17 protein-coding genes are annotated in these 19,054 nt (G+C 69.9%); 10 read left to right on the top strand and 7 right to left on the bottom strand.

Features of this window, described 5'->3' with window-relative positions:
• Nucleotides 1-185 (bottom strand): carboxymuconolactone decarboxylase family protein (locus ABD927_RS20950; protein ID WP_486357922.1); only part of this gene is annotated, 185 nt, incomplete at its 3' end.
• Nucleotides 186-354: 169 nt separating this feature from the next.
• Here ABD927_RS20950 and leuD point away from each other — a divergent pair.
• The 8 genes from leuD to ABD927_RS20910 all read left to right on the top strand — a co-directional run bounded on the left by leuD (nucleotide 355) and on the right by ABD927_RS20910 (nucleotide 8,671).
• Nucleotides 355-1,014, top strand: coding sequence for a 3-isopropylmalate dehydratase small subunit (gene leuD, locus ABD927_RS20945; protein WP_345251811.1), 660 nt, complete (start codon nucleotides 355-357; stop codon nucleotides 1,012-1,014).
• A 9-nt stretch (nucleotides 1,015-1,023) separates the two neighbouring features.
• Nucleotides 1,024-1,800 (top strand): short-chain dehydrogenase/reductase, encoded by a 777-nt coding sequence (locus ABD927_RS20940; protein WP_345251810.1) that lies wholly within the window; start codon nucleotides 1,024-1,026, stop codon nucleotides 1,798-1,800.
• 10 nt (nucleotides 1,801-1,810) lie between these two features.
• Nucleotides 1,811-3,217, top strand: a complete 1,407-nt coding sequence (leuC, locus tag ABD927_RS20935) for a 3-isopropylmalate dehydratase large subunit (RefSeq protein WP_345251809.1) — start codon at nucleotides 1,811-1,813, stop codon at nucleotides 3,215-3,217.
• A gap of 235 nt (nucleotides 3,218-3,452) precedes the next feature.
• Entirely contained in the window at nucleotides 3,453-4,655 is a 1,203-nt protein-coding gene (locus tag ABD927_RS20930) for a CaiB/BaiF CoA transferase family protein (protein ID WP_345251808.1), read from the top strand.
• A gap of 60 nt (nucleotides 4,656-4,715) precedes the next feature.
• Nucleotides 4,716-5,765, top strand: coding sequence for a Bug family tripartite tricarboxylate transporter substrate binding protein (locus ABD927_RS20925; RefSeq protein ID WP_345251807.1), 1,050 nt, complete (start codon nucleotides 4,716-4,718; stop codon nucleotides 5,763-5,765).
• An 11-nt stretch (nucleotides 5,766-5,776) separates the two neighbouring features.
• A complete protein-coding gene (locus tag ABD927_RS20920; RefSeq protein ID WP_345251806.1) occupies nucleotides 5,777-6,790 on the top strand; it encodes a LysR substrate-binding domain-containing protein in 1,014 nt (337 codons plus the stop codon).
• Between the two features lie 59 nt (nucleotides 6,791-6,849).
• The gene (locus ABD927_RS20915) at nucleotides 6,850-7,620 is read left to right on the top strand and encodes an enoyl-CoA hydratase/isomerase family protein (protein ID WP_345251805.1); all 771 of its coding nucleotides are present in this window, start codon (nucleotides 6,850-6,852) and stop codon (nucleotides 7,618-7,620) included.
• Nucleotides 7,621-7,660: 40 nt separating this feature from the next.
• A complete protein-coding gene (locus tag ABD927_RS20910) occupies nucleotides 7,661-8,671 on the top strand; it encodes an acyl-CoA thioesterase domain-containing protein (protein WP_345251804.1) in 1,011 nt (336 codons plus the stop codon).
• A gap of 50 nt (nucleotides 8,672-8,721) precedes the next feature.
• On the opposite strand, the gene ABD927_RS20905 is transcribed toward ABD927_RS20910, so the two are convergent.
• Nucleotides 8,722-9,864, bottom strand: coding sequence for a mandelate racemase/muconate lactonizing enzyme family protein (locus ABD927_RS20905; RefSeq protein WP_345251803.1), 1,143 nt, complete (start codon nucleotides 9,862-9,864; stop codon nucleotides 8,722-8,724).
• Between the two features lie 174 nt (nucleotides 9,865-10,038).
• Here ABD927_RS20905 and ABD927_RS20900 point away from each other — a divergent pair, with 174 nt between their 5' ends.
• On the top strand, nucleotides 10,039-11,028 hold the full coding sequence (locus tag ABD927_RS20900) for a Bug family tripartite tricarboxylate transporter substrate binding protein (RefSeq protein ID WP_345251801.1): 990 nt from the start codon (nucleotides 10,039-10,041) through the stop codon (nucleotides 11,026-11,028).
• Nucleotides 11,029-11,111: 83 nt separating this feature from the next.
• On the opposite strand, the gene ABD927_RS20895 is transcribed toward ABD927_RS20900, so the two are convergent.
• On the bottom strand, nucleotides 11,112-12,632 hold the full coding sequence (locus ABD927_RS20895) for an MDR family MFS transporter (RefSeq protein WP_345251800.1): 1,521 nt from the start codon (nucleotides 12,630-12,632) through the stop codon (nucleotides 11,112-11,114).
• Between the two features lie 228 nt (nucleotides 12,633-12,860).
• On the opposite strand from ABD927_RS20895, the gene glgX reads away from it, so the two are divergent.
• Entirely contained in the window at nucleotides 12,861-15,047 is a 2,187-nt protein-coding gene (glgX, locus tag ABD927_RS20890) for a glycogen debranching protein GlgX (protein WP_345251799.1), read from the top strand.
• Nucleotides 15,048-15,137: 90 nt separating this feature from the next.
• Here glgX and ppa read toward each other — a convergent pair whose 3' ends face one another.
• From ppa to ABD927_RS20870, 4 genes are all read right to left on the bottom strand, one after another.
• Nucleotides 15,138-15,674: an inorganic diphosphatase gene (gene ppa, locus ABD927_RS20885; protein ID WP_345251798.1), complete on the bottom strand. Its 537-nt coding sequence runs from the start codon at nucleotides 15,672-15,674 to the stop codon at nucleotides 15,138-15,140.
• A gap of 72 nt (nucleotides 15,675-15,746) precedes the next feature.
• Nucleotides 15,747-17,042, bottom strand: a complete 1,296-nt coding sequence (locus tag ABD927_RS20880; protein ID WP_345251797.1) for a heme biosynthesis protein HemY — start codon at nucleotides 17,040-17,042, stop codon at nucleotides 15,747-15,749.
• 3 nt (nucleotides 17,043-17,045) lie between these two features.
• On the bottom strand, nucleotides 17,046-18,212 hold the full coding sequence (locus ABD927_RS20875) for a uroporphyrinogen-III C-methyltransferase (RefSeq protein WP_345251796.1): 1,167 nt from the start codon (nucleotides 18,210-18,212) through the stop codon (nucleotides 17,046-17,048).
• Nucleotides 18,209-18,970, bottom strand: coding sequence for a uroporphyrinogen-III synthase (locus ABD927_RS20870; protein WP_425570323.1), 762 nt, complete (start codon nucleotides 18,968-18,970; stop codon nucleotides 18,209-18,211). The genes ABD927_RS20875 and ABD927_RS20870 overlap by 4 nt, the downstream gene beginning before the upstream one ends.
• Between the last annotated feature and the right edge of the window lie 84 nt (nucleotides 18,971-19,054).

The raw sequence follows: 19,054 nt of genomic DNA, 5'->3' as shown, positions 1-19,054 counted from the left end.
CTGCGGGTGCGGCGCTCCAGGCCAGGACGCGACCAGACGTCGCCCCAGCAGTACTTGGTGACCAGCTCCTGCATCGGCTGGCTGAATTCGTCGGCGTTCTTCAGGGAGGCGTCGACGTAGGCATCGCCCACGACCGCGCGGCGAACCTTCAGGCCTTTTTCGTACAGATCACTATCACTGCTCACGCTTTGCTCCGGTTCCAAGAATTTGGATGAACGAGGTTGGGAAAAAACGGTCTACCGCCACACGTATCGCGAGGCTTTGGTCGCCACACGTAATACTGACTGATTGTATTACGCTAAACTCGCGGCACCAAACCCATACAATCCACCGATCCAAGAACCGGCGCATCCGATGGAAAAATTCACTGAACACTGCGGGCTCGTAGTGCCCCTGGACCGGGACAACGTCGATACCGACGCGATGATCCCCAAACAGTTCCTGAAATCGATCCGGCGCACCGGCTACGGCCCGCACCTGTTCGACGAATGGCGCTGGCTGGACCACGGCGAACCCGGCATGGACGTGAGCGGCCGCAAGCCCAATCCCGATTTCGTGCTGAACCAGCCGCGCTACCAGGGCGCCACCATCATGATCGGCCGCCGCAACTTCGGCTGCGGCTCGTCGCGCGAGCACGCGGTCTGGGCGCTGCAGCAGTACGGCATCCGGTGCGTGCTGGCCCCCAGCTATTCCGACATCTTCCGCAACAACGCGCTGAAGAACGGACTGCTGGTGGTACAGCTGCCCGAGGCCGAGATGGACACGCTGTTCGACGAGACCCTGGCCACGCCCGGCTACCGGCTTACCGTGTCGCTGGAGGCGCAGACCGTCACGCGTCCCGGCGGGCAATCCATCGCGTTCGAGATCGATCCCTATCGCCGCCAATGCCTGCTCGACGGCACCGACGACATCGACGCGGTGCTGGCCCACGCCGAGGCGATCCGCAACTACGAAACGATGGCCCGGCGCGCCCAGCCCTGGCTTTATTCGACCCAACCCGGACAAGCCGACTAAGGACTTCACATGGATCTTCAATTGCGGGGCAAGCGCGCCCTGGTAACGGGCGGCTCGCGCGGCATCGGCTTCGGCATCGCCAACCTGCTGGCCGAAGAAGGCTGCAACCTGGCGCTGTGCTCGCGCTCGGTCGATTCGCTGGAGTCGGCCCGCGCGGCGCTGCTGAAAACCAATCCCGGCATCGCGGTCGATCTCTACCCGGCCGACCTGGGCTCGCCCGAGAGCACCGCCGGCCTGGCCGCCGCATGCGGTCCGGTCGACATTCTCATCAACAACGCCGGCGCCATCCCGCAGGCGCCGATCGAAGAGATGGACGACGCCCAGTGGCGCGCCGCGTGGGAACTGAAGGTGTTCGGCTACATCAACCTGACGCGCGCCGTCTACACCGGCATGAAGGCGCGCAAGTCGGGGGTGGTGCTCAATATCATCGGCATCGCCGGCGAACGCCCGCTGCCCAGCTATCTGGCCGGCAGCATGGCCAACGCCGCCCTGATGGCGATGACGCGCGGCCTGGGCATCGATGGCATGTCGCACGGCGTGCGGGTGGTGGGGCTCAATCCGGGCAATACCGAAACCGACCGCCAGGTGGTGCGCTGGAAGGCGCGCGCGCAGAAGAAATTCGGCGACGAAAACCGCTGGCGCGAACTGGTGGCCGGCTTCCCGCAGGGGCGCCTGGGCACCGTGGACGAAGTGGCGGCGATGGCGGTGTTCCTGTGCTCGCCGCGCTCCAACTATACGAACGCCACCGTCGTCACGGTCGACGGCGGCTGGACGGCCGCACGCTGAAGGAAGAACCATGGCTCCCCGTACCCTCTTCGACAAGATCTGGGATAAGCACGTCGTCACGGTGCAGGACGACGGCACCGCGATGCTCTACATCGACAAGCACTTCGTGATCGAGGTGACCAGCGCCCAGGCCTATGAAGGCCTGCGGCTGAACCACCGCAAGGTCTGGCGGCCGATGTCCATCGTCGCCACCGCCGACCACAACCCGCCCACGCGGCCCGAGGCCGAGGTGACCGACCCGGTGTCCAAGCTGCAGCTGGCCACGCTGGACGAGAACGTGCGCGAATTCGGCGCCGCGCAGTACTACCCTTTCCGCGACCCGCTGTCGGGCATCGCCCACGTGATCGGCCCCGAACAGGGCACGACGCTGCCGGGCATGACGGTGGCCTGCGGCGACTCGCACACCACCACTCACGGCGTGGTGGGCGCGCTGGCCTTCGGCGTCGGCACCTCCGAGGTCGAACTGGTGCTGAGCACGCAGTGCCTGGCGATGAAGAAGCCGAAGAACATGCTGGTGGAGATCAGCGGCGAACTGCAGCCCGGCGTAAGCGCGAAAGACCTCGCGCTGTACCTGATCGGCCAGATCGGCACCGGTGGCGGCGTGGGCCACATCGTCGAATACGCCGGCGAGACCGTGCGCAACATGGGCATGGACGGCCGCGCCACGCTGTGCAACATGTCGGTTGAAGCCGGCTGCCGCGCCGGCCTGGTGGCGGTCGACCAGACCACCATCGATTTCGTGCGCGGCCGCCGCTTCGCGCCCACGGGTGCCCAGTGGGACGCCGCCGAGGCCGCCTGGCGCGACCTGCACAGCGACCCGGGCGCGCATTTCGACAAGGTGGTGCGCATCGATGCGTCGCAGGTGGTGCCGCAGGTGACCTGGGGCACCTCGCCCGAACTGGTGCTGCCGATCGACGGCCGCGTGCCCGACCCGAAGGACGAGCCCAACCCCAGCCGCCGCGCGTGGCTGGAAGGCGCGCTGCAGTACATGGGCCTGCAAGCCGGCACGCCGCTGGTCGAGATCCCGGTCGACAAGGTGTTCATCGGCTCCTGCGCCAATTCGCGCATCGACGACCTGCGCGCGGCAGCGGCCGTGGTCAAGGGCCGCAAGGTCGCGCCCAACGTGATGCAGGCGCTGGTGGTGCCCGGCTCCAACGAAACCAAGCTGCAGGCCGAGCGCGAGGGGCTGGACCGCATCTTCACCGAGGCCGGCTTCGAGTGGCGCGCGTCGGGCTGTTCGATGTGCGTGGGGATCAACGAAGACCGCCTGTCGCCGGGCGAGCGCTGCGCCTCCACCTCCAACCGCAACTTCGAGGGCCGGCAAGGGCCCGGCGGCCGTTCGCACCTGGTCAGCCCGGCCATGGCGGCGGCCGCCGCCGTCACGGGGCACTTCGCCGATGTCCGCGTGCTGGGCTGAAGCGTCGCCATCGGCCCGGGAAACCGGGCCGATGCGCGTTTGACGATAGTGTCCGCTATCACTGAAACGGCGCTTCTACAATAGCGCCTGCTCTTCTTGGGGCGAGGCCATCAATAAATATTAGGCCCCCCAAGCAACTCTGTATTTGTCTTCGCCTTTCCCGGCCCGCAACAATTGCGCGTTCATTAGATCCGGGCCGCGGCGGCTGCGCCAGCCCCAGACGGAGACACTCCCCATGCCAGGCCCGCTGCGCGGCATCCGCGTCATCGACATGACTTCCTACATCGCCGGCCCCTTCGCCTGCTCGCTGCTGGCGGACCTGGGCGCGACGGTCATCAAGGTCGAGCAGCCCGAGGGCGACATGATGCGCTACTACCCCTCGTCGCTGCCCGAGGAAAGCCGCACCTTCCTGGGCGTGAACCGGGGCAAGCAATCGATCGTGATCGACCTGAAGGCGCCCGGCGGCAAGGAAGCGCTGTTCCGGCTCACCGACGCCGCCGACGTCATCGCCGACAACATGCGCCCCGGCGTCATGCGGCGCCTGGGCGTGGACTACCCCGTGCTGCGCGCCCGCAACCCGCGCCTGATCCACCTGGGCCTGACCGGCTACGGCGACGACGGCCCGATGGCGGCCAGCGCCGGCTACGACCAGGTACTGCAGGCCATGGCCGGCATCGCCACCGCGCAGGGCCACGCCAACGGCGTGCCGCCGCAGCTGCAGCAAGGCTCGGTGGTCGACTTCTACGCCTCGGCGATGGGCGCGCTGGGCGTGGTGGCGGCGCTGTTCGAGCGCTGCCGCAGCGCCGGCGGCCAGGACCGCGGCCTGGAGGGCGAGGGCCAGCACGTGGGCATGTCGCTGCTGGCCGCCACGTTGGCGATGCAGGCCGGCCGCTTCGTGGCCGCCGACGGCGAACCGGCCGACGTCGACCGCGACCTGCACAACGGCAAGCTGGCCGGCATCCATCCGACCAAGGAAGGTTACCTCTACCTGCAGGCCAGCACGCCGCGCTTCTGGGAAAACCTGTGCACGCTGGTGGGCCTGCCGGAACTGGCCCGCGACGAACGCTACGACACCGTGCGCAAGCGCGCCGCGCGGGCGCAGGAACTGCTGCCGCCGCTGCACGCGGCGCTGCGCGCGCGCACCGCGGTCGAATGGGACGCGCTGATGCAGGGCCAGGTGCCGTGCGCAGTGGTCGGCTCGATCAACGGCATGTTCGATCATCCGCAGGTGCTGCAGCAGGGCCTGGTGGAGCGCATGCCGCACGCCGCGCTGGGCAGCTATCGCGGGCTGGCCCGCCCCATCGTCTACGAACGCAGTCCGCTGGCGCCGGTATCGGGCGCCCCCGGGCTGGGCGAACACACCGACGCCGTCATGGCGGACGCCGGCCTGTCGCCGCACGAAATCGCGGCGCTGCGCGCCAGCGGCGCCATCAGGTAACACGCAGGAGTCGTGCCGCGACAAACACACAGGCGGGAACATTCAAAAAGGAGACACCGCATGAAATCGAAGACGATGCGCAGTACCCATCGCGGCGCCGGCCCCTGCGCCGCCCGCCGCACGCTGTCCCGCCTGCTGCTGCCGGCGCTGGCCGCCACCCTGCTGCCCCTGGCCGCGCCGGCCGGCGCGGCCGCGGCGGACAACGAATGGGCGCCGGCCAAGCCGCTGCGGATGGTCGTCACCTTCCCGCCCGGCGGCACGGCCGACCTGCTGGCGCGCATCATCGGCCCCGGCCTGGGCGAGGCGCTCGGCCAGCAGGTGGTGGTGGACAACCGCCCTGGCGCCGGCGGGCTGATCGGCAGCGAAATCGTCGCGCGCGCGGGCAACGACGGCCTGACCTTCGGGCTGGTGGCGGCCGGCGCCCACGCGCTCAACGCGACGCTGATGAAAAAGCAGCTGCCCTACGACCCGGTGAAGGATTTCACCTGGATCACGCCGCTGGTGGTCACGCCCTTCGTGCTGGTGGTCGCCAATGCCAATCCGGCGCGCTCGGTGGCCGATCTGCTGGCCAACGCCAAGGCCAAGGGCGTGCCGCTCAACTACGGCAGCCCGGGCAATGGCACGATGAACCAGATCGCCGGCGCGATGCTGCAACAGCGCGCCGGCCAGCCGATGACGCACATTGCCTACAAGGGCGGCGCGCCGGCCATGAACGACATCATGGGCGGCCAGCTCGACATGATGTTCAACCCGGTGCCTTCGGTGCAGCCTTACGTGCAGAGCGGCCGCCTGCGCGGCCTGGCGATCGGCAGTGCCACGCGCAGCCCGCAGCTGCCCGACGTGCCGACCATGGCCGAGGCCGGCTTCCCCGACTTCGAGGCCGGCGAGACCTTCGCGCTGGTGGCGCCCGCCACCATGCCGCCGGCCGCATTGAAGCGGATCAATGCCGAGGTGTCGAAACTGCTGCACCGGGCCGACATCGCCGAACGGATAAAATCGCAGGGCATGGAAATCTCGCTGGCCGGGCCCGGCGAGTACGACGCAACCGTGGCCGCGCACATCAGGGAATACGCCAAGCTGATCCGCGATGCCGGCATCTCCACCGACTGAGTCTGACGACGATGAACCTGCGCCAGCTGCGCAACTTCATCCATATCGTGGATACGGGCAGCATCACCCGTACCGCGCACAACATCGGCATCGCGCAGCCGGCGCTGACGCTGCAGATCGCCCAATTGGAAGAGGAACTGCGCACCCAGCTGCTGCTGCGCAGCCCGCGCGGGGTGACGCCCACCGCCGCCGGCCTGATGCTGTACCGGCAGGCCCGGCAGGTGCTGCGGCAGATGGAGCAATTGCCGCACGCGGTGCGCAGCACCGCCGCCGAACTGGAAGGCGAGGTGGTGGCCGGGTTCTCGACCGCGATGGTACCGCTGTTCGCGGCGCCGCTGGCGGCCTGCGTGATGGCGCGCCATCCCCGCCTGAAAATGCGCGTGCTGGAAGGCGAAAGCACGCTGCTGCAGGAGATGGTCGCGCACAGCCGGGTCGACATGGCGGTGCTGATCGACAGCGGCGCGGTGCCCACGGGCCTGCAGCACCAGGTTTTGTGCACCCTGGGCGTGGGCCTGCTGTGCGACGGCAGCGCCCCGGACGACGTGCCCGGCCGCCCCATCGCGCTGGCCGAGGCGGCGCGCCGGGTGGCGGCCATGCCGGGGCCGGCCAATCCGATCCGGCTGGCGGTCGAGGCCGCGCTCCAGCAGGCCGGCCTGCCGCCGCCCGCGATCCGGCTCGAGCTCAATTCGCTGCCGGCCTTGTCGAGCGCCGTATCCAATGGACTGGGCCCGGTGTTCGCGCCGCTGGTTCCGCTGTCGGCCATGCCGGTGGCGCCGGGCATGCACTTCCGGCCGGTGGCCGGACTGGAGCAGGCCTTGCAGGCGTGCCTGTGCACCTCGCGCGAGATGCCGGTCAGCCTGGCCGCCCACGCGGTGCAGCGGGCGCTGATCGAAGCGGTGGAAATCCGCACCCAGCGCGACGACTGGCCGGGGCGCGACGCCGAGGCGCCGATGCCCGCCATACCGCCCATCCCGGTGCTGTCTTGCCCGCCGGCCGGCGGCGAAGATGCGCCGGCCGACGCCTGAGCCTGCGGCAGGCGCCGGCCCTCAATTTCCATTCCCTCCAAACCGACCAGGAGACAGACGTGTCCATCGACGTCTCGGTTAGCGACCATATCGCCTTGATCGTCCTCAACCGCCCCGAACGCATGAACGCCTTCGATCGCGCGCATTACCTGGCGCTGTCGGAGGCCTTCGCCCGCGTGCGCGACGATCCCGGCATCCGCGTGGCGGTGGTCACCGGCCAGGGCGAACGGGCGTTCTCCACCGGCGCCGACCTGAAAGACCTGCCCTTCTCGCTCGAACTGTCCGAGCTGATGCTGACGCAGAACGGCCTGCTGCCCAATCGCGGCATGGAAGTCTGGAAACCCATCGTCTCGGCCGTCAACGGCTACTGCCTGGCCGGCGGCATGTGCCTGATGCTGGGCACCGACATCCGCATCGCGGCCGAGCATGCCGTGTTCGGCCTGTCGGAAGTCAAGCGCGGGCTGATCGCTGCCAACGGCGGCGTCAACCGCGTGGTGCGCCAGCTGCCCTACCCGATCGCGATGGAACTGCTGCTGACCGGCGACACGCTCGACGCCGCCGGGGCCGAGCGCTGGGGCCTGGTCAACCGGGTGGTGCCGATGGCGCAGCTGATGGACGAGGCGATGCGGGTGGCGCGCCGGATCGCGGCCAACGCCCCGCTGGCGGTGCAGGCCGCCAAGGAAGTCGCGCAGCGCGGGCAGGATCTGGACATGCGCACCGGACTGCGGCTGGAACAGGTGATGCTGCGCATGCTGCAGGGCTCGGAAGACGCGCGCGAGGGCGTGGCGGCGTTCGCCGAGAAGCGGCAGCCCGTGTTCCAGGCCAGGTAATATCATTGCGCCACCCACTCCGCGTCCCGCCTCCTCCACCATGCCCCTGACTTCCGCCGCCGCTTCCTCTACTACGCCCGCCGCGCCAGCGGCAGGCATGCTGCCCGCCGACAGCCCGCTCCTGCCGTCCTCCCCGGTCCTGCGGCGCATGCTGGCCGGCATCGCCCGCAACCGCGAGCCCGGCTTCCATTTCCCGGGCAACTACGCCGGCCTGTCGTTCGACCGGGTCGCGTCCGGCGACAGCCTGACCTCGGCCCCGGTCATGCCGTTCGACGCCGACGCCGATGGCCGGCTCGACGGCTTCATCTTCGCGATGCTGGCCGACCTGGCGCTGGCCACCTGCGTGCGGGCCGAAGTGGTGACCGAAGTCCGGCTGGCCACCGTCAACATGCACCTGCAGTTGTTCGACGTGCCGCACGGCGACCGGCTCGAGGCGCACAGCGCCTTCGAAAGCTACGTGCCCGGCGCCGCCGGCCGCCAGGCCGTGAGCCGGACGACGATCCGCGGCGCCGGCGGCGAGGTGGCTGCGCTGGGCACCGCCAGCTTCATGGTGCTGGACCTGCCGCCCGGCCGGCGGGTGCCGCCGATGCGCCCGCTGCCGGCGGGCGAGCCGGCGCTGTTGCCCGACCCGCTCGCCCTGGCCGAAGACGAGGCCGCGATCTACCGGCGCGCGCAGGCCGCGCTGAAAATATCGGACGGCGCGGGTTTCATCCACCGGTTCTGGGGCCATCGCGTGCGCCGCAACGCAAGCGGCGCCTCCGGCACCCTGATGGCCACGCCGCACGTGGGCAATCGCATGGGCCACGTGCAGGGGGGCATACAGGTGGGCTTTGCCGAGGCCACTGCCCGCGCGGCGCTGGAAGGTCACTGGATGCCGACCTCGATTTCCGCCTGCTTCCTGCGTCCCGGCGAACCGCCCGCGGTGCGCGCCGAGGCCCGCATCGCGCACCGCGGCCGCACCACGGCGGTGGTGCGGGTGCGGCTGTTCAACCACGACCGCAAGCAGGTGCTGGACGCGCAGTTCGCCTACGCGGCGCGCAAGGGCGCGTAGGCGGAGAAGGCGACCGGCCGGCCCGCTTCAGGAGCGGCCGGCAAGCCGCGTCACAGATCGGCGCGATAGGCGCGCAGCTTGTCTTCGTCCAGTTCCACGCCCAGGCCGGGCGCGTCGGACACCTCGACCGCGTTGCCCTCGATGCGCACCGGCTCGCGCACCACGTCGTCGGCCAGGGCGTCGATGCCGACCGTGAAGGCGCCGTCGAGCAGCGGGCCGTCCCAGGCCGTGGCCACGTGGGCGGCGGCCAGCGTGGCCACGCTGGTGCTGGGATGGTTGCCCGGATAGATGCGCAGGCCCGCGGCGCCGGCGATCGTCATCAGTTTGCGCACGCCCCAGATGCCGCCGTTCTTGCCGATCTTGGTGTGGATCGCGGTGCCGGCTCGGCGGCACACGATGTCGATCAGGTCGCCGTCGGACGCCAGCGATTCATCCACCATCAGCGGGATCGGGCTGCGCCGCGCCAGCTCGGCCATGCCGGCCACGTCGCCCAGCGGCAGCAATTGCTCGGCGGCATCGATGTCGTAGGGCTCCAGCTTGCGCAGCAGCGACAGCGCGCCGTCGAAGTCCATGCCGGCGTTGGCGTCGACCCGCAGGATGGCGTCGGGGCCGAGCCGCTCGCGCAGCGCGGCCACCAGCCGCACGTCCTGCCTGGCGTCGACGCCGACCTTGACGGTGAAGCTGCGATAGCCGCGCGCCTGGAACTCGGCGGCGCCCTCCACCGTCTGCTCGACCGTGGGCTTCATGAACAGCACCACGCAGGCCGGCACGCTGGCGCGGCAGCGGCCGCCGAGCAGCGCGTGCACCGGCACGCCCAGGATCTTGCCCTGCAGGTCGTACAAGGCATCGGACACGGCGGCCTGGGCGTACAGGCTGTGCCACATGGCCTGCTCCAGCCGCGCCATGATGGACGCCAGCGAGAACGGCGACCGGCCCACCACCAGCGGCTGGAAATGATCGCGCAGCACCGCGGCCAGGCTGGCCAGCGTTTCGGCGCTGCCCTGGCGGCGCCAGGCCTGGGTCTCGCCCACGCCGGTCAGCCCGCTTTCGGTGGTCAGGCGCACCAGCAGCGTGTCGATGCAGGGCCGCGCGGCGCCGTGCGAAATCTTCACCGGCGTTTTCATCGGCATCTGCAGGGGGATGATTTCCATGCGCGCGATGCGCGCGCCGGCGTAGGTGTCGGGGGAGGTCATGCTGTCTGCTTCCTTGTTGCGGTCGGCCCGGCGGGGTCAAAAGATAGCAGAGGAAAAGGCCGGCCGGAGCCGGCTGCGGGGATATTAAAAAACGTGGCCCCCATCCAAAAAAACGATGAATGGGGCGCCAGACCCGCGTGATATCTTGCGGCTCGCCAACGAAGGGAGGCAGACATGGCAAACGATTTTTCCGTAACGCGGCATGCCGCGCTATTGCTGGCCGCGTGCGTTGCGGCGGCACCCGCCGCGCAGGCCGCCGGCTACCCCGACAAGCCGGTGCGCATGGTGGTCGGCTTCGCGCCCGGCGGCGGCAGCGACCTGGTCGCCCGCCTGATCGCCCAGCGGCTGACCGATTCGCTCGGCCAGAGCTTCGTGGTCGAGAACAAGGCCGGCGCCGGCGCCATGCTGGGCGCCGAGTACGCCGCCAAGGCGCCGGCCGACGGCTATACGCTGCTGATGGGCACCTCGGCCGAAATGACCATCTCGCCGCCGCTGTACAACCGCATGCCCTACAAGCCCGCGACCGACTTCGAGCCGATCGCGCTGCTGGGCGTGTCGCCGGCCATCCTGGTGGCCAATATGAAGTATCCCGGCAAAGACCTGCGCGACGTGGTGGCCGACGCCAAGAAGAATCCCGGCCAGCTCATCATCGCCTCGGGCGGCGCCGGCACCGCGCCGCACCTGGCGGCCGAGCAGTTGAAGATCCTGGCCGGCATCGATTTCACGATCGCCCAGTACAAGGGTGCGGGCCCGTCGCAGACCGACACGATTGCCGGCCACGTGCCGCTGGTGTTCTCCACCATCGCCTCGGCGCTGCCGCTGATCCAGAGCCAGCGCCTGAAGCCGCTGACGGTGATCCAGCCGCGCCGCTCCACGCTGCTGCCCAACGTGCCGTCCACCACCGACCAGGGCTTCAAGGATTACGCGGCGGTCACCTGGTTCGGCCTGTTCGCGCCGGCCCACACCCCGCAGGACGTGCTGGACAAGCTGCGCGGCGCGGTCAACCAGGCGCTGGCCGACCAGGCGCTGCGTTCGAAGTTCGAGACGATGGGCGTCGAAGTGGCCAGCGCCGACGAAGGCGGCGAAGCGCTGCGCAAGCGCGTGTCCAGCGAGCTGGCGAACTGGACCAAGGTGATCAAGTCCGCCGGCATCACGGCGGAATAAGCGGCGGGTGCGCGCCGCGGCGCCGCCGGTGCGGCGCGCCTGCAGCTTGCAGAACGGGACGGCCTGGCGCCGTCCCGTTTTTTTCATTCGGCCTCGATCGCCGCGTGCCTGGGCCGCGCTCCCAGCTGGACGTCGGGCAGCCGGTTCACGCAGAACACGTTGAGCAGCGACAGCACCGCGCATCCCAGCAGCATGTAGCGGAACGCGCGGTCGACGGAATCGGGCGAAATGCCGGCCTGGCCGGCCTGACCCAGCAGCCCGCCCAGGCCCTCGAGCCCGTGCGCGGCGGCGTCGGCCGGCAGCACGTCGCGCAGCAGCGCCAGCACGATGGCGCTGAGCATGGCGATGCCGACCGCACCGCCCAGCAGCCGGAAGAACGCCGACACGGCGGTGACGGTGCCCAGCATGGAATGGGACACCGAGTTCTGCAGCATCATCAGCGTGGTGGGCAGCTGGCAGCCCAGGCCCACGCCCAGCACCGTCAGCACGATGCCGGTGGCCAGCCCGTGCGAGGGTGAGATCAGCGCCAGCGCCGCCATCGACGCCACCATCAGCGCCGCGCCGAGCCGCTGCAGCGGCCGCACCCGCCCGTAGTGGTAGATCCAGCGGCCGCAGACGAAGCCCGACACCGGATTGGACAGCGTGTACGGCAGCATGGCCAGCGCCGCGTCGCCCGGCCCGGCGCCGGTGACCAGCTGCATGCGCAGCGGCACCAGCACCGACATCGAGACGAAGATGAAGAAGCAGACGAACAGGACGGTGCAGCCCAGCACCACGATCGGCTCGCCCAGCATCGACAGCGGAATGATGGGTTCGTCCACCCGCAGTTCGTGCCGCGCGAAATAGGTGAGCGCGACGACGGCGAAGCCGAGCCCGGCCAGGTTGGCGGATTCGTGCACGGGCACGCCCTGGCCGATGCGCGTGATGGGAATCAGCAGCGCGATCAGCCCGGCCAGCAGCACGGCGATGCCCAGCCAGTCGATGCGGATCTTGCGCAGCTTGCGCGCGGAGCCCACCGCCGAACGGCGCACCATGGTGATGGCCAGCGCCGCCACCGGCAGGTTGATCCAGAAGATCCACGGCCACGACAGGTACTGGGTCAGCATGCCGCCCACCACCGGGCCGGCCACGCTGGCGCCGGCCCACACCGAACTGACGTAGACCTGGAACCTGCCGCGCTCGCGCATCGGCACCACGTCGGCGATCATGGACTGGGCCATCGCGATCAGCCCGCCGCCGCCGATGCCCTGCACCACCCGCGCCAGCACCAGCTGCGGCATGGTCTGCGCCAGCGCGCAAGCCACCGAGGCCGCGGTGAAGATGCCGATGGCGGTCAGCATCACGGCGCGCCGCCCGAACAGGTCGCTGAACTTGCCGTAGATCGGGGTGGTCGCGGTGGAGGCGATCAGGTAGGCGGAGATCACCCACGCCATCCATTCGAAGCCGCCCAGCTGCTTGGCGATGGTGGGCACCGAGACGCTGACGATGGTCTGGTCGAGGGCGCCCAGCATCATGGCGGTCAGCGCGGCGCTGATGGCGGAACGGAATTGGGCGCGGGTAACGGCTGGCGGCCCGGACTCGGGCGCACTGGGGGAAGAACTCATGTCGGAATGGCCTGCTGCGGGGGGGATGCGCGGCGTTGGTGACGAACGCCGCGTTAGGCATAATACGCCTATCCTTCGCGGATAGCCTCGCCATGAGCCTGTTCAGGACCAAGCGGGCGGCGGCCGCCGCGCAGTAAAAACGGTTGCGCCTTTTACCGGGGCCGTGTCGACCGCGCCGCCCGCCGTGCCGCATGCTTCAGGCTCACCTTCAGCCAGATCGGGAGCACCATGAAAACCGGCCAGTATCGACTTTCGGAAGGCTCGCCGTATCCGCTGGGCGCCACCTGGGACGGCCGCGGCACGCAGTTCGCGCTGTTTTCGGCCCATGCCGAGAAAGTCGAGCTATGCCTGTTCGACGCCAACGGCAAGCGCGAGACCGAACGCATCGAGCTGCCCGAATTCACCGACGAAGTCTGGCACGGCTATCTGCACGGGCTGCGGCCCGGCACCGTGTACGGCTACCGCGTCCACGGACCCTACGCGCCGGCCGAAGGCCATCGCTTCAACCCCAACAAGCTGCTGCTGGACCCGTACGCGCGCGAGCACCTGGGCGAACTGCAGTGGCGCCCGGAGGTGTTCGGCTACGAGATCGGCTCGCCCGACGGCGACCTGTCGTTCGACGAACGCGACAGCGCGCCCTTCGTGCCGAAATGCGTGGTGGTCGACGCCACCAACCCGGGCAGCCGCCCCGAGCGCCTGCGGGTGCCGTGGGACCGCACCGTGCTGTACGAGGTGCACGTGGCCGGCTTCACCCGCCTGCACCCCGACGTGCCGAAGAAGCTGCGCGGCACTTTCGCCGGCCTGCAGCGGCCGGCGGTGGTCGACTACATCCGCAGCCTGGGCGTGACCTCTGTGGAGCTGATGCCCATCCATACCTTCGTCGACGACAACCACCTGCTCGAACGCGGGCTGCGCAACTACTGGGGCTACAACACGCTGGGCTTCTTCGCGCCCGACCCGCGCTATTTCGCCGGCGAGCCGATGGCCGAATTCAAGGCGCTGATCGACCGCTTCCACGACGCCGGGCTGGAAGTGATCCTCGACGTGGTCTACAACCACACGGCCGAAGGCAACGAACTGGGCCCCACGCTATCGTTCAAGGGCATCGACAACGCCTCGTACTACCGCCTGCTGCCCGACCAGCCGCGCTACTACATCAACGACACCGGCACCGGCAACACCCTGAACCTGAGCCACCCGCGCACGCTGCAGATGGTGACCGACAGCCTGCGCTACTGGGTCACGGAAATGCAGGTCGACGGCTTTCGCTTCGACCTGGCCACCATCCTGGGCCGCGAGTGGTACGGCTTCGACGAGGGCGGCGGTTTTCTGGACAGCTGCCGGCAGGATCCGGTGCTGTCCAGCGTCAAGCTGATCGCCGAGCCCTGGGATTGCGGGCCGGGCGGCTACCAGGTGGGCGGCTTCCCGCCCGGCTGGGCCGAATGGAACGACCGCTACCGCGACACCGTGCGCAGCTTCTGGCGCGGCGACGCCGGCAGCGCGGCCGACTTCGCCACCCGGCTGACGGCCTCCGGCGACAAGTTCAACCGCCGCGGCCGCAAGCCCTGGGCCAGCGTCAATTTCATCACCGCGCACGACGGCTTCACGCTGAACGACCTGGTTTCGTACAACGACAAGCACAACGAAGCCAACGGCGAAGACAACCGCGACGGCCACGCCGACAACATCTCGTGGAACTGCGGCGCCGAAGGCCCGACCGACGACCCGGCCATCCGTGCGCTGCGCGAACGCCAGAAGCGCAATATGCTGGCCACGCTGCTGCTGTCGCAGGGCACGCCGATGCTGCTGGGCGGCGACGAGTTCGGCCGCACGCAGCAAGGCAACAACAACGCCTATTGCCAGGACAACGAGATCAGTTGGCTGGGATGGGAGGACATCGACGAAGACGGCGCGGCGCTGCAGGAGTTCGTTCGCAAGCTGACCTATCTGCGGCGGCAGCTGCCGGTCCTGCGCCGCAACCGGTTCCTGACCGCCGAGTACAACGCGGAACTGCAGGTGACCGACGTCCGCTGGCTGTCGCCCGACGCCACGGAACTGACGCCGGAGCAATGGGCCGATGCGTCGATGCGCTGCTTCGGCATGATCATCGACGGCCGCGCGCAGGCATCCGGCATCCGCCGTCCGGCCGCCGACGCCACGCTATTGCTGGTGTTCAACGCGCACCACGACACGGTCAACTTCACGCTGCCCGACATCCCGGGCCCCGACCAGTGGACCTGCCTGCTCGACACCAACATGCCGGTGCGCGAAGACCTGCCTATCTTCAACGCCAGCGACGTCTACCAGGTGACGGCCCACTCGCTGCTGCTGTTCGCGCTCGAAGCCAAAGGCACCACCGGCCGCGTCCTGGAACGCATCGGCACCCGTCTGATCGACGCCGTAGCAGGCGACTAGCCCCTTCCAGGGCACAGCGGATCCGGCTCCGCCGGTCCGCCAGTGCCGCCCCCTTGAGGGGGAGCGGCCGCAGGCCGCGCAGGGGTGGCCCTACTTCTTCTCCGAGGCGTACGCGGCGATGCCGCGGTTGACTTCTTCCTTGGCGGCGTCGGGGCCTTCCCAGCCCGTGACCTTGACCCACTTGCCCTTCTCCAGGTCCTTGTAGTGCTCGAAGAAGTGCTGGATGCGCAGCAGGTATTCGGGCTGCAGGTCTTCCGGCTTGCGCCAGTGGCGGTAGATGGGCAGCAGCTTCTCGATCGGCACCGCGAGCAGCTTGGCGTCGCCGCCGGCCTCGTCTTCCATCTGCAGGATGCCGATCGGGCGGCAGCGCACCACGGCGCCCACGGCCACCGGGTGCGGCGTCATCACCAGCACGTCGACCGGATCGCCGTCGGCCGAGAGGGTGTTGGGGATATAGCCGTAATTGCAGGGGTAGTGCATGGCCGTCATCATGAAACGGTCGACGAACAGCGCCCCCGTTTCCTTGTCGATTTCGTACTTGATGGGATCCGCGTTCATCGGGATCTCAATGATGACGTTGAACTCTTCCGGCGCGTTCTTGCCTGGACCTACACGATCGAGATTCATGGGACAGCCTGCTTGATGCGAATGATGGAAACGATGGGATGGGGAAAGAATGCGGTGGCGCCGCCGGGCGCGCTACAGCCCCGCGGCGCGGTCGGGGGCGATGGGCTCCTCGCCGTCGAAGGCCGCCGATTCAGGCTCGCTGAACAGCACCGGGGCTTCGTCGGCCTGCAGCGCAGGCAGCCCGACCAGGCCGCGCGTGGCCAGCCGCCAGTGGCGCACGGCGTCGGCGGCGCGCTGGGTGCGGTCGTACAGGCTGGCCAGCAGCGCATGGGTGCGCGGGTCGTCGCGCTCGGCCAGGCTGCGTTCCAGGTAGCGCTGGGCCGGCCCCCACAGCTTGCCGCACAGGCACAGCGCGCCCAGGGTCTGCAGCAGGTCGGCGTTGTGCGGATGGTCGCGCAGCCATTCCTCGGCCTTTTCCAGCCGCGGCTGGATCTGGCCGGGCTGGCAGTGCGCGTAGGCATGCAGCAGCGCCGGGGTCATCTCGACTTCGATGGCGTCTTCCAGCGTCTTGCGGGTGCGGGCGTCATCGCCGCCGGTCTCGAACACGGCGGCGGCGGCCAGCGCCACTTCGGGCAGCAGCCGCTCGTCGGCGCGCAGGTCTTTCCACACCGCGCGCCGGGTGGCGTCGTCGGGCGCCGCGCGCAGCAGCCCGGCGGCGGCGGCCGCGATCATGCGCACGCTGGCGGCCGGGTGCAGCGCGTGGCGCTTGGACAGCATGCGCGCCAGTTTCAGCACCTCCGCCCAATGGCCCAGGTCGCGGTGGGCGCGCAGCGTCAGGCGCAGCGAGTGCATGTGGCGCGGGCCGTTCTCGTGCAGCTGCGACAGCAGCGCCAGCGCTTCGTCGGCGCGCTGCTGGTCGAGCAGCATGTCGGCCTCGACGATGGTGGCGGCCGGCTTGAGCCCCGGGTCGGCCTCGGCGGCCTCGCGCGCCCGCTGCAGCAGCGCGTCGCGGCGGCCGAATTCCTGCATCGCGTGCGCGGCGCGCGCGGCCGACAGCGTGGCCAGCACCTGGCGCGAAGCGACGTCGGTCTGGTCGGCCACGCTCGTCATGTCGAGCTCGGCGCGCGCGTAGCGGCCTTCGAGCAGGTTGATCCAGCCGCGTTCGAGCAGTTGCTGCTGTTGTTCCAGCGCGCGCCGTGCGCGCCAGCGCCGCACCCGGGTGGGCAGGCCCAGCGTCCAGGAAATCGCCCGCAGCGCCGCGTACAGCGCGGCGAACGCCGCCAGCAGGATCAGCGCGGCCAGGCTGGCCGACAGTTCGATCCGGTAAGGCGGCAGCAGCAGCGCCACGTTGCCGCCGTGATAGCGGACCCCCACCGCGAGACCGACCGCGGCGACCAGCAACAACAGCGTCCATACCCAGGCACGCATGCTTTACCTCGGCTGGGCGGGCGACGGCGCCGCGTTGCGTGGAAGCACCGAACGGACGGCCGCCAGGCTGTCGTTCAGGCTGGGGAGTTCGATCGAGATGTCGGTGTCCTGGATCTGCTTGAGCAGCGCCAGCGCGTTCCTGGTGGGCGCGGCCGACGTGTCGAAATAGGTGGAGATGGCCTGCTGCACCGAAGCCAGGTCGGCCTGCCAGGCATGCTCCTGGCGCGCCAGCAGCGCCAGCCGGGCGTTGAGCAGCCGCAGCTTGAGGTTCTCGCGCAGCAGCGCGCCCTGTTCGGGCGACACCAGCAGGGCTGCCGGCGTGTCGACCCGCTGGACGCGGATCAGGTTGCGCGTATCGTTCAGGAAGCTGTCGCGCAGCGCCGGCCACCACGCAAACAGCCGCCGCCACCACGACGGCCGCTCCTGGCCGGCGGCGCCCGCGGCGGCCGGCGCCGGCGCGGCCGCCGCGGCGGCGCCTTCGGGCAGGGGCTGGACGTCGGCCAGCAGCGGCAGGCGGTCGAGCGCGGCGATCAACTGGTCGAGCTTGACCACCAGCCCGGGCACGTCGATCGCCGGCAGGGCGCGCAGGCGTTCCAGGTCTTCGGCGATCGCCCGCCGCACCACGGTGAACTGCGGACGGTCGGCGCGCGCCAGCCGCGCGTCGGCCACCTGCAGCGCGGCGATCGAGTTCTGCACGTTGCCCGCCAGCTGCAACTGCTGGGCGGCGATCGACAGGGCCTGCTCGACCTCGATCAGCGTCCATTCGTCTTCGCCGCGCGACATCTCCTGGTAGAGCTGTTCGAGCGCGGCCTGCTGGCTTTGCGATTCGAGCACCTTGGATTCCAGCACCGCCAGGCGGTCGGCATTGGATTGCGCGGCCGACAGCGCCTGCTTGGCGCGGGTCTGTGCATCGCGCGAGATGGAATCGAGTTCGTTGAAACGGCGCGCCGACTCGCGGCCGATGGCGCCGACCAATTGCTGCTGGCGCCACAGGGCGGCGGCCAGCACGACGATGACGATCAGCGCGAAGGCCAGGCCGACGCCGAGCCATGGAAAACCGCGGGTATTGCGTTGCCTGGCGGAGCGCCCTGCGTAGCGATCGAAGGCCGGCCGGGAATCGCCCGCCGGGGCGGCGGCCGGAGCAGAAAGATCGTTCTCGGGTGCAGTCATAGCGACGATTTTATCGCGGCCAGGATATCGTCATCGCTGGGCGAACAGGTTTGTAACATAGGTGCGGCCGAAGTACCGGCTTCTTCGTTATCCATGATCGCTATTAGATGCCCGGCGATGCGCGGATGGGTTGCTAGCAGGCGACAGCGGCGCCACCACGGCAGCAGGCCGAGGCCGGCGAGCCCGGCGCGCAGCGCGTCGGCCCCCTCGCCGCTGGTGACCAGCCACAGCGCGGGCCGGCCCGCCTGCGCCAGCCGCAGCAGCGTGGCGCGCTGCGCCGCGTCCCACCCGGCCGGCTCGCGCCGGTAGGCCTGGTGCACGGCCACTCGGCTGCCGCCCTCGCGCAGCCGCTCGGCCAGCCAGTCGCGACCGCTGCCCTGCGGGCCGCTGCCGCCGCGCACGATCAGTACCCGGGCGGGTAGCCGCGGCATGGCCTGGAGTTCGCGCCACAGGGCTTCGGAATCGAAATGCCCGGCGGCCGGGGGCGGCTGCACCACGGCCGGGGCGGCGCCGAAGCCCGGATGGGCGCGCAGCGCCGCGGCGCTGGCCGGGCCGACCACCGCCGCCGGCACGCCGGCAGGCCAGGCGCCGGCGCCCCGCGCGGCGCGGGCGTCGAGGTAGGCGCGCACGGCATTGCCGCTGACGAACATCACGAGATCGAATGCGGCTGGATCGGGCGCCGGCGCATCGATAGGCAGCAGGCGCAGCGCGGGCAGTTCCAGCACTTCGTAGCCGGCCGCGCGCAGTTGGGCCGCCAGCGCGCCGTTCTGGCCAGCAGGGCGAGTGAGAATGACCGGCGACCGCGCGGGCGCGCCGGATGGACCACCCTCCTGCCGCTGCGC

Origin of the sequence: Pigmentiphaga soli (assembly GCF_039541095.1) — a bacterium.
GTDB lineage: Bacteria > Pseudomonadota > Gammaproteobacteria > Burkholderiales > Burkholderiaceae_B > Pigmentiphaga > Pigmentiphaga soli.
This window is presented reverse-complemented; position numbering and strand designations above follow the sequence as displayed.

Excerpts from the sequence above, each read along its gene's own strand:
- ABD927_RS20895 (WP_345251800.1), bottom strand. The coding sequence starts at position 12,632 with ATGAGTTCTTCCCCCAGTGCGCCCGAGTCCGGGCCGCCAGCCGTTACC.
- ABD927_RS20905 (WP_345251803.1), bottom strand. The coding sequence starts at position 9,864 with ATGACCTCCCCCGACACCTACGCCGGCGCGCGCATCGCGCGCATGGAA.
- ppa (WP_345251798.1), bottom strand. The coding sequence starts at position 15,674 with ATGAATCTCGATCGTGTAGGTCCAGGCAAGAACGCGCCGGAAGAGTTC.
- ABD927_RS20880 (WP_345251797.1), bottom strand. The coding sequence starts at position 17,042 with ATGCGTGCCTGGGTATGGACGCTGTTGTTGCTGGTCGCCGCGGTCGGT.
- ABD927_RS20875 (WP_345251796.1), bottom strand. The coding sequence starts at position 18,212 with ATGACTGCACCCGAGAACGATCTTTCTGCTCCGGCCGCCGCCCCGGCG.
- glgX (WP_345251799.1), top strand. The coding sequence starts at position 12,861 with ATGAAAACCGGCCAGTATCGACTTTCGGAAGGCTCGCCGTATCCGCTG.
- ABD927_RS20900 (WP_345251801.1), top strand. The coding sequence starts at position 10,039 with ATGGCAAACGATTTTTCCGTAACGCGGCATGCCGCGCTATTGCTGGCC.
- ABD927_RS20925 (WP_345251807.1), top strand. The coding sequence starts at position 4,716 with ATGAAATCGAAGACGATGCGCAGTACCCATCGCGGCGCCGGCCCCTGC.
- ABD927_RS20930 (WP_345251808.1), top strand. The coding sequence starts at position 3,453 with ATGCCAGGCCCGCTGCGCGGCATCCGCGTCATCGACATGACTTCCTAC.
- leuD (WP_345251811.1), top strand. The coding sequence starts at position 355 with ATGGAAAAATTCACTGAACACTGCGGGCTCGTAGTGCCCCTGGACCGG.
- ABD927_RS20920 (WP_345251806.1), top strand. The coding sequence starts at position 5,777 with ATGAACCTGCGCCAGCTGCGCAACTTCATCCATATCGTGGATACGGGC.
- ABD927_RS20910 (WP_345251804.1), top strand. The coding sequence starts at position 7,661 with ATGCCCCTGACTTCCGCCGCCGCTTCCTCTACTACGCCCGCCGCGCCA.
- ABD927_RS20940 (WP_345251810.1), top strand. The coding sequence starts at position 1,024 with ATGGATCTTCAATTGCGGGGCAAGCGCGCCCTGGTAACGGGCGGCTCG.
- leuC (WP_345251809.1), top strand. The coding sequence starts at position 1,811 with ATGGCTCCCCGTACCCTCTTCGACAAGATCTGGGATAAGCACGTCGTC.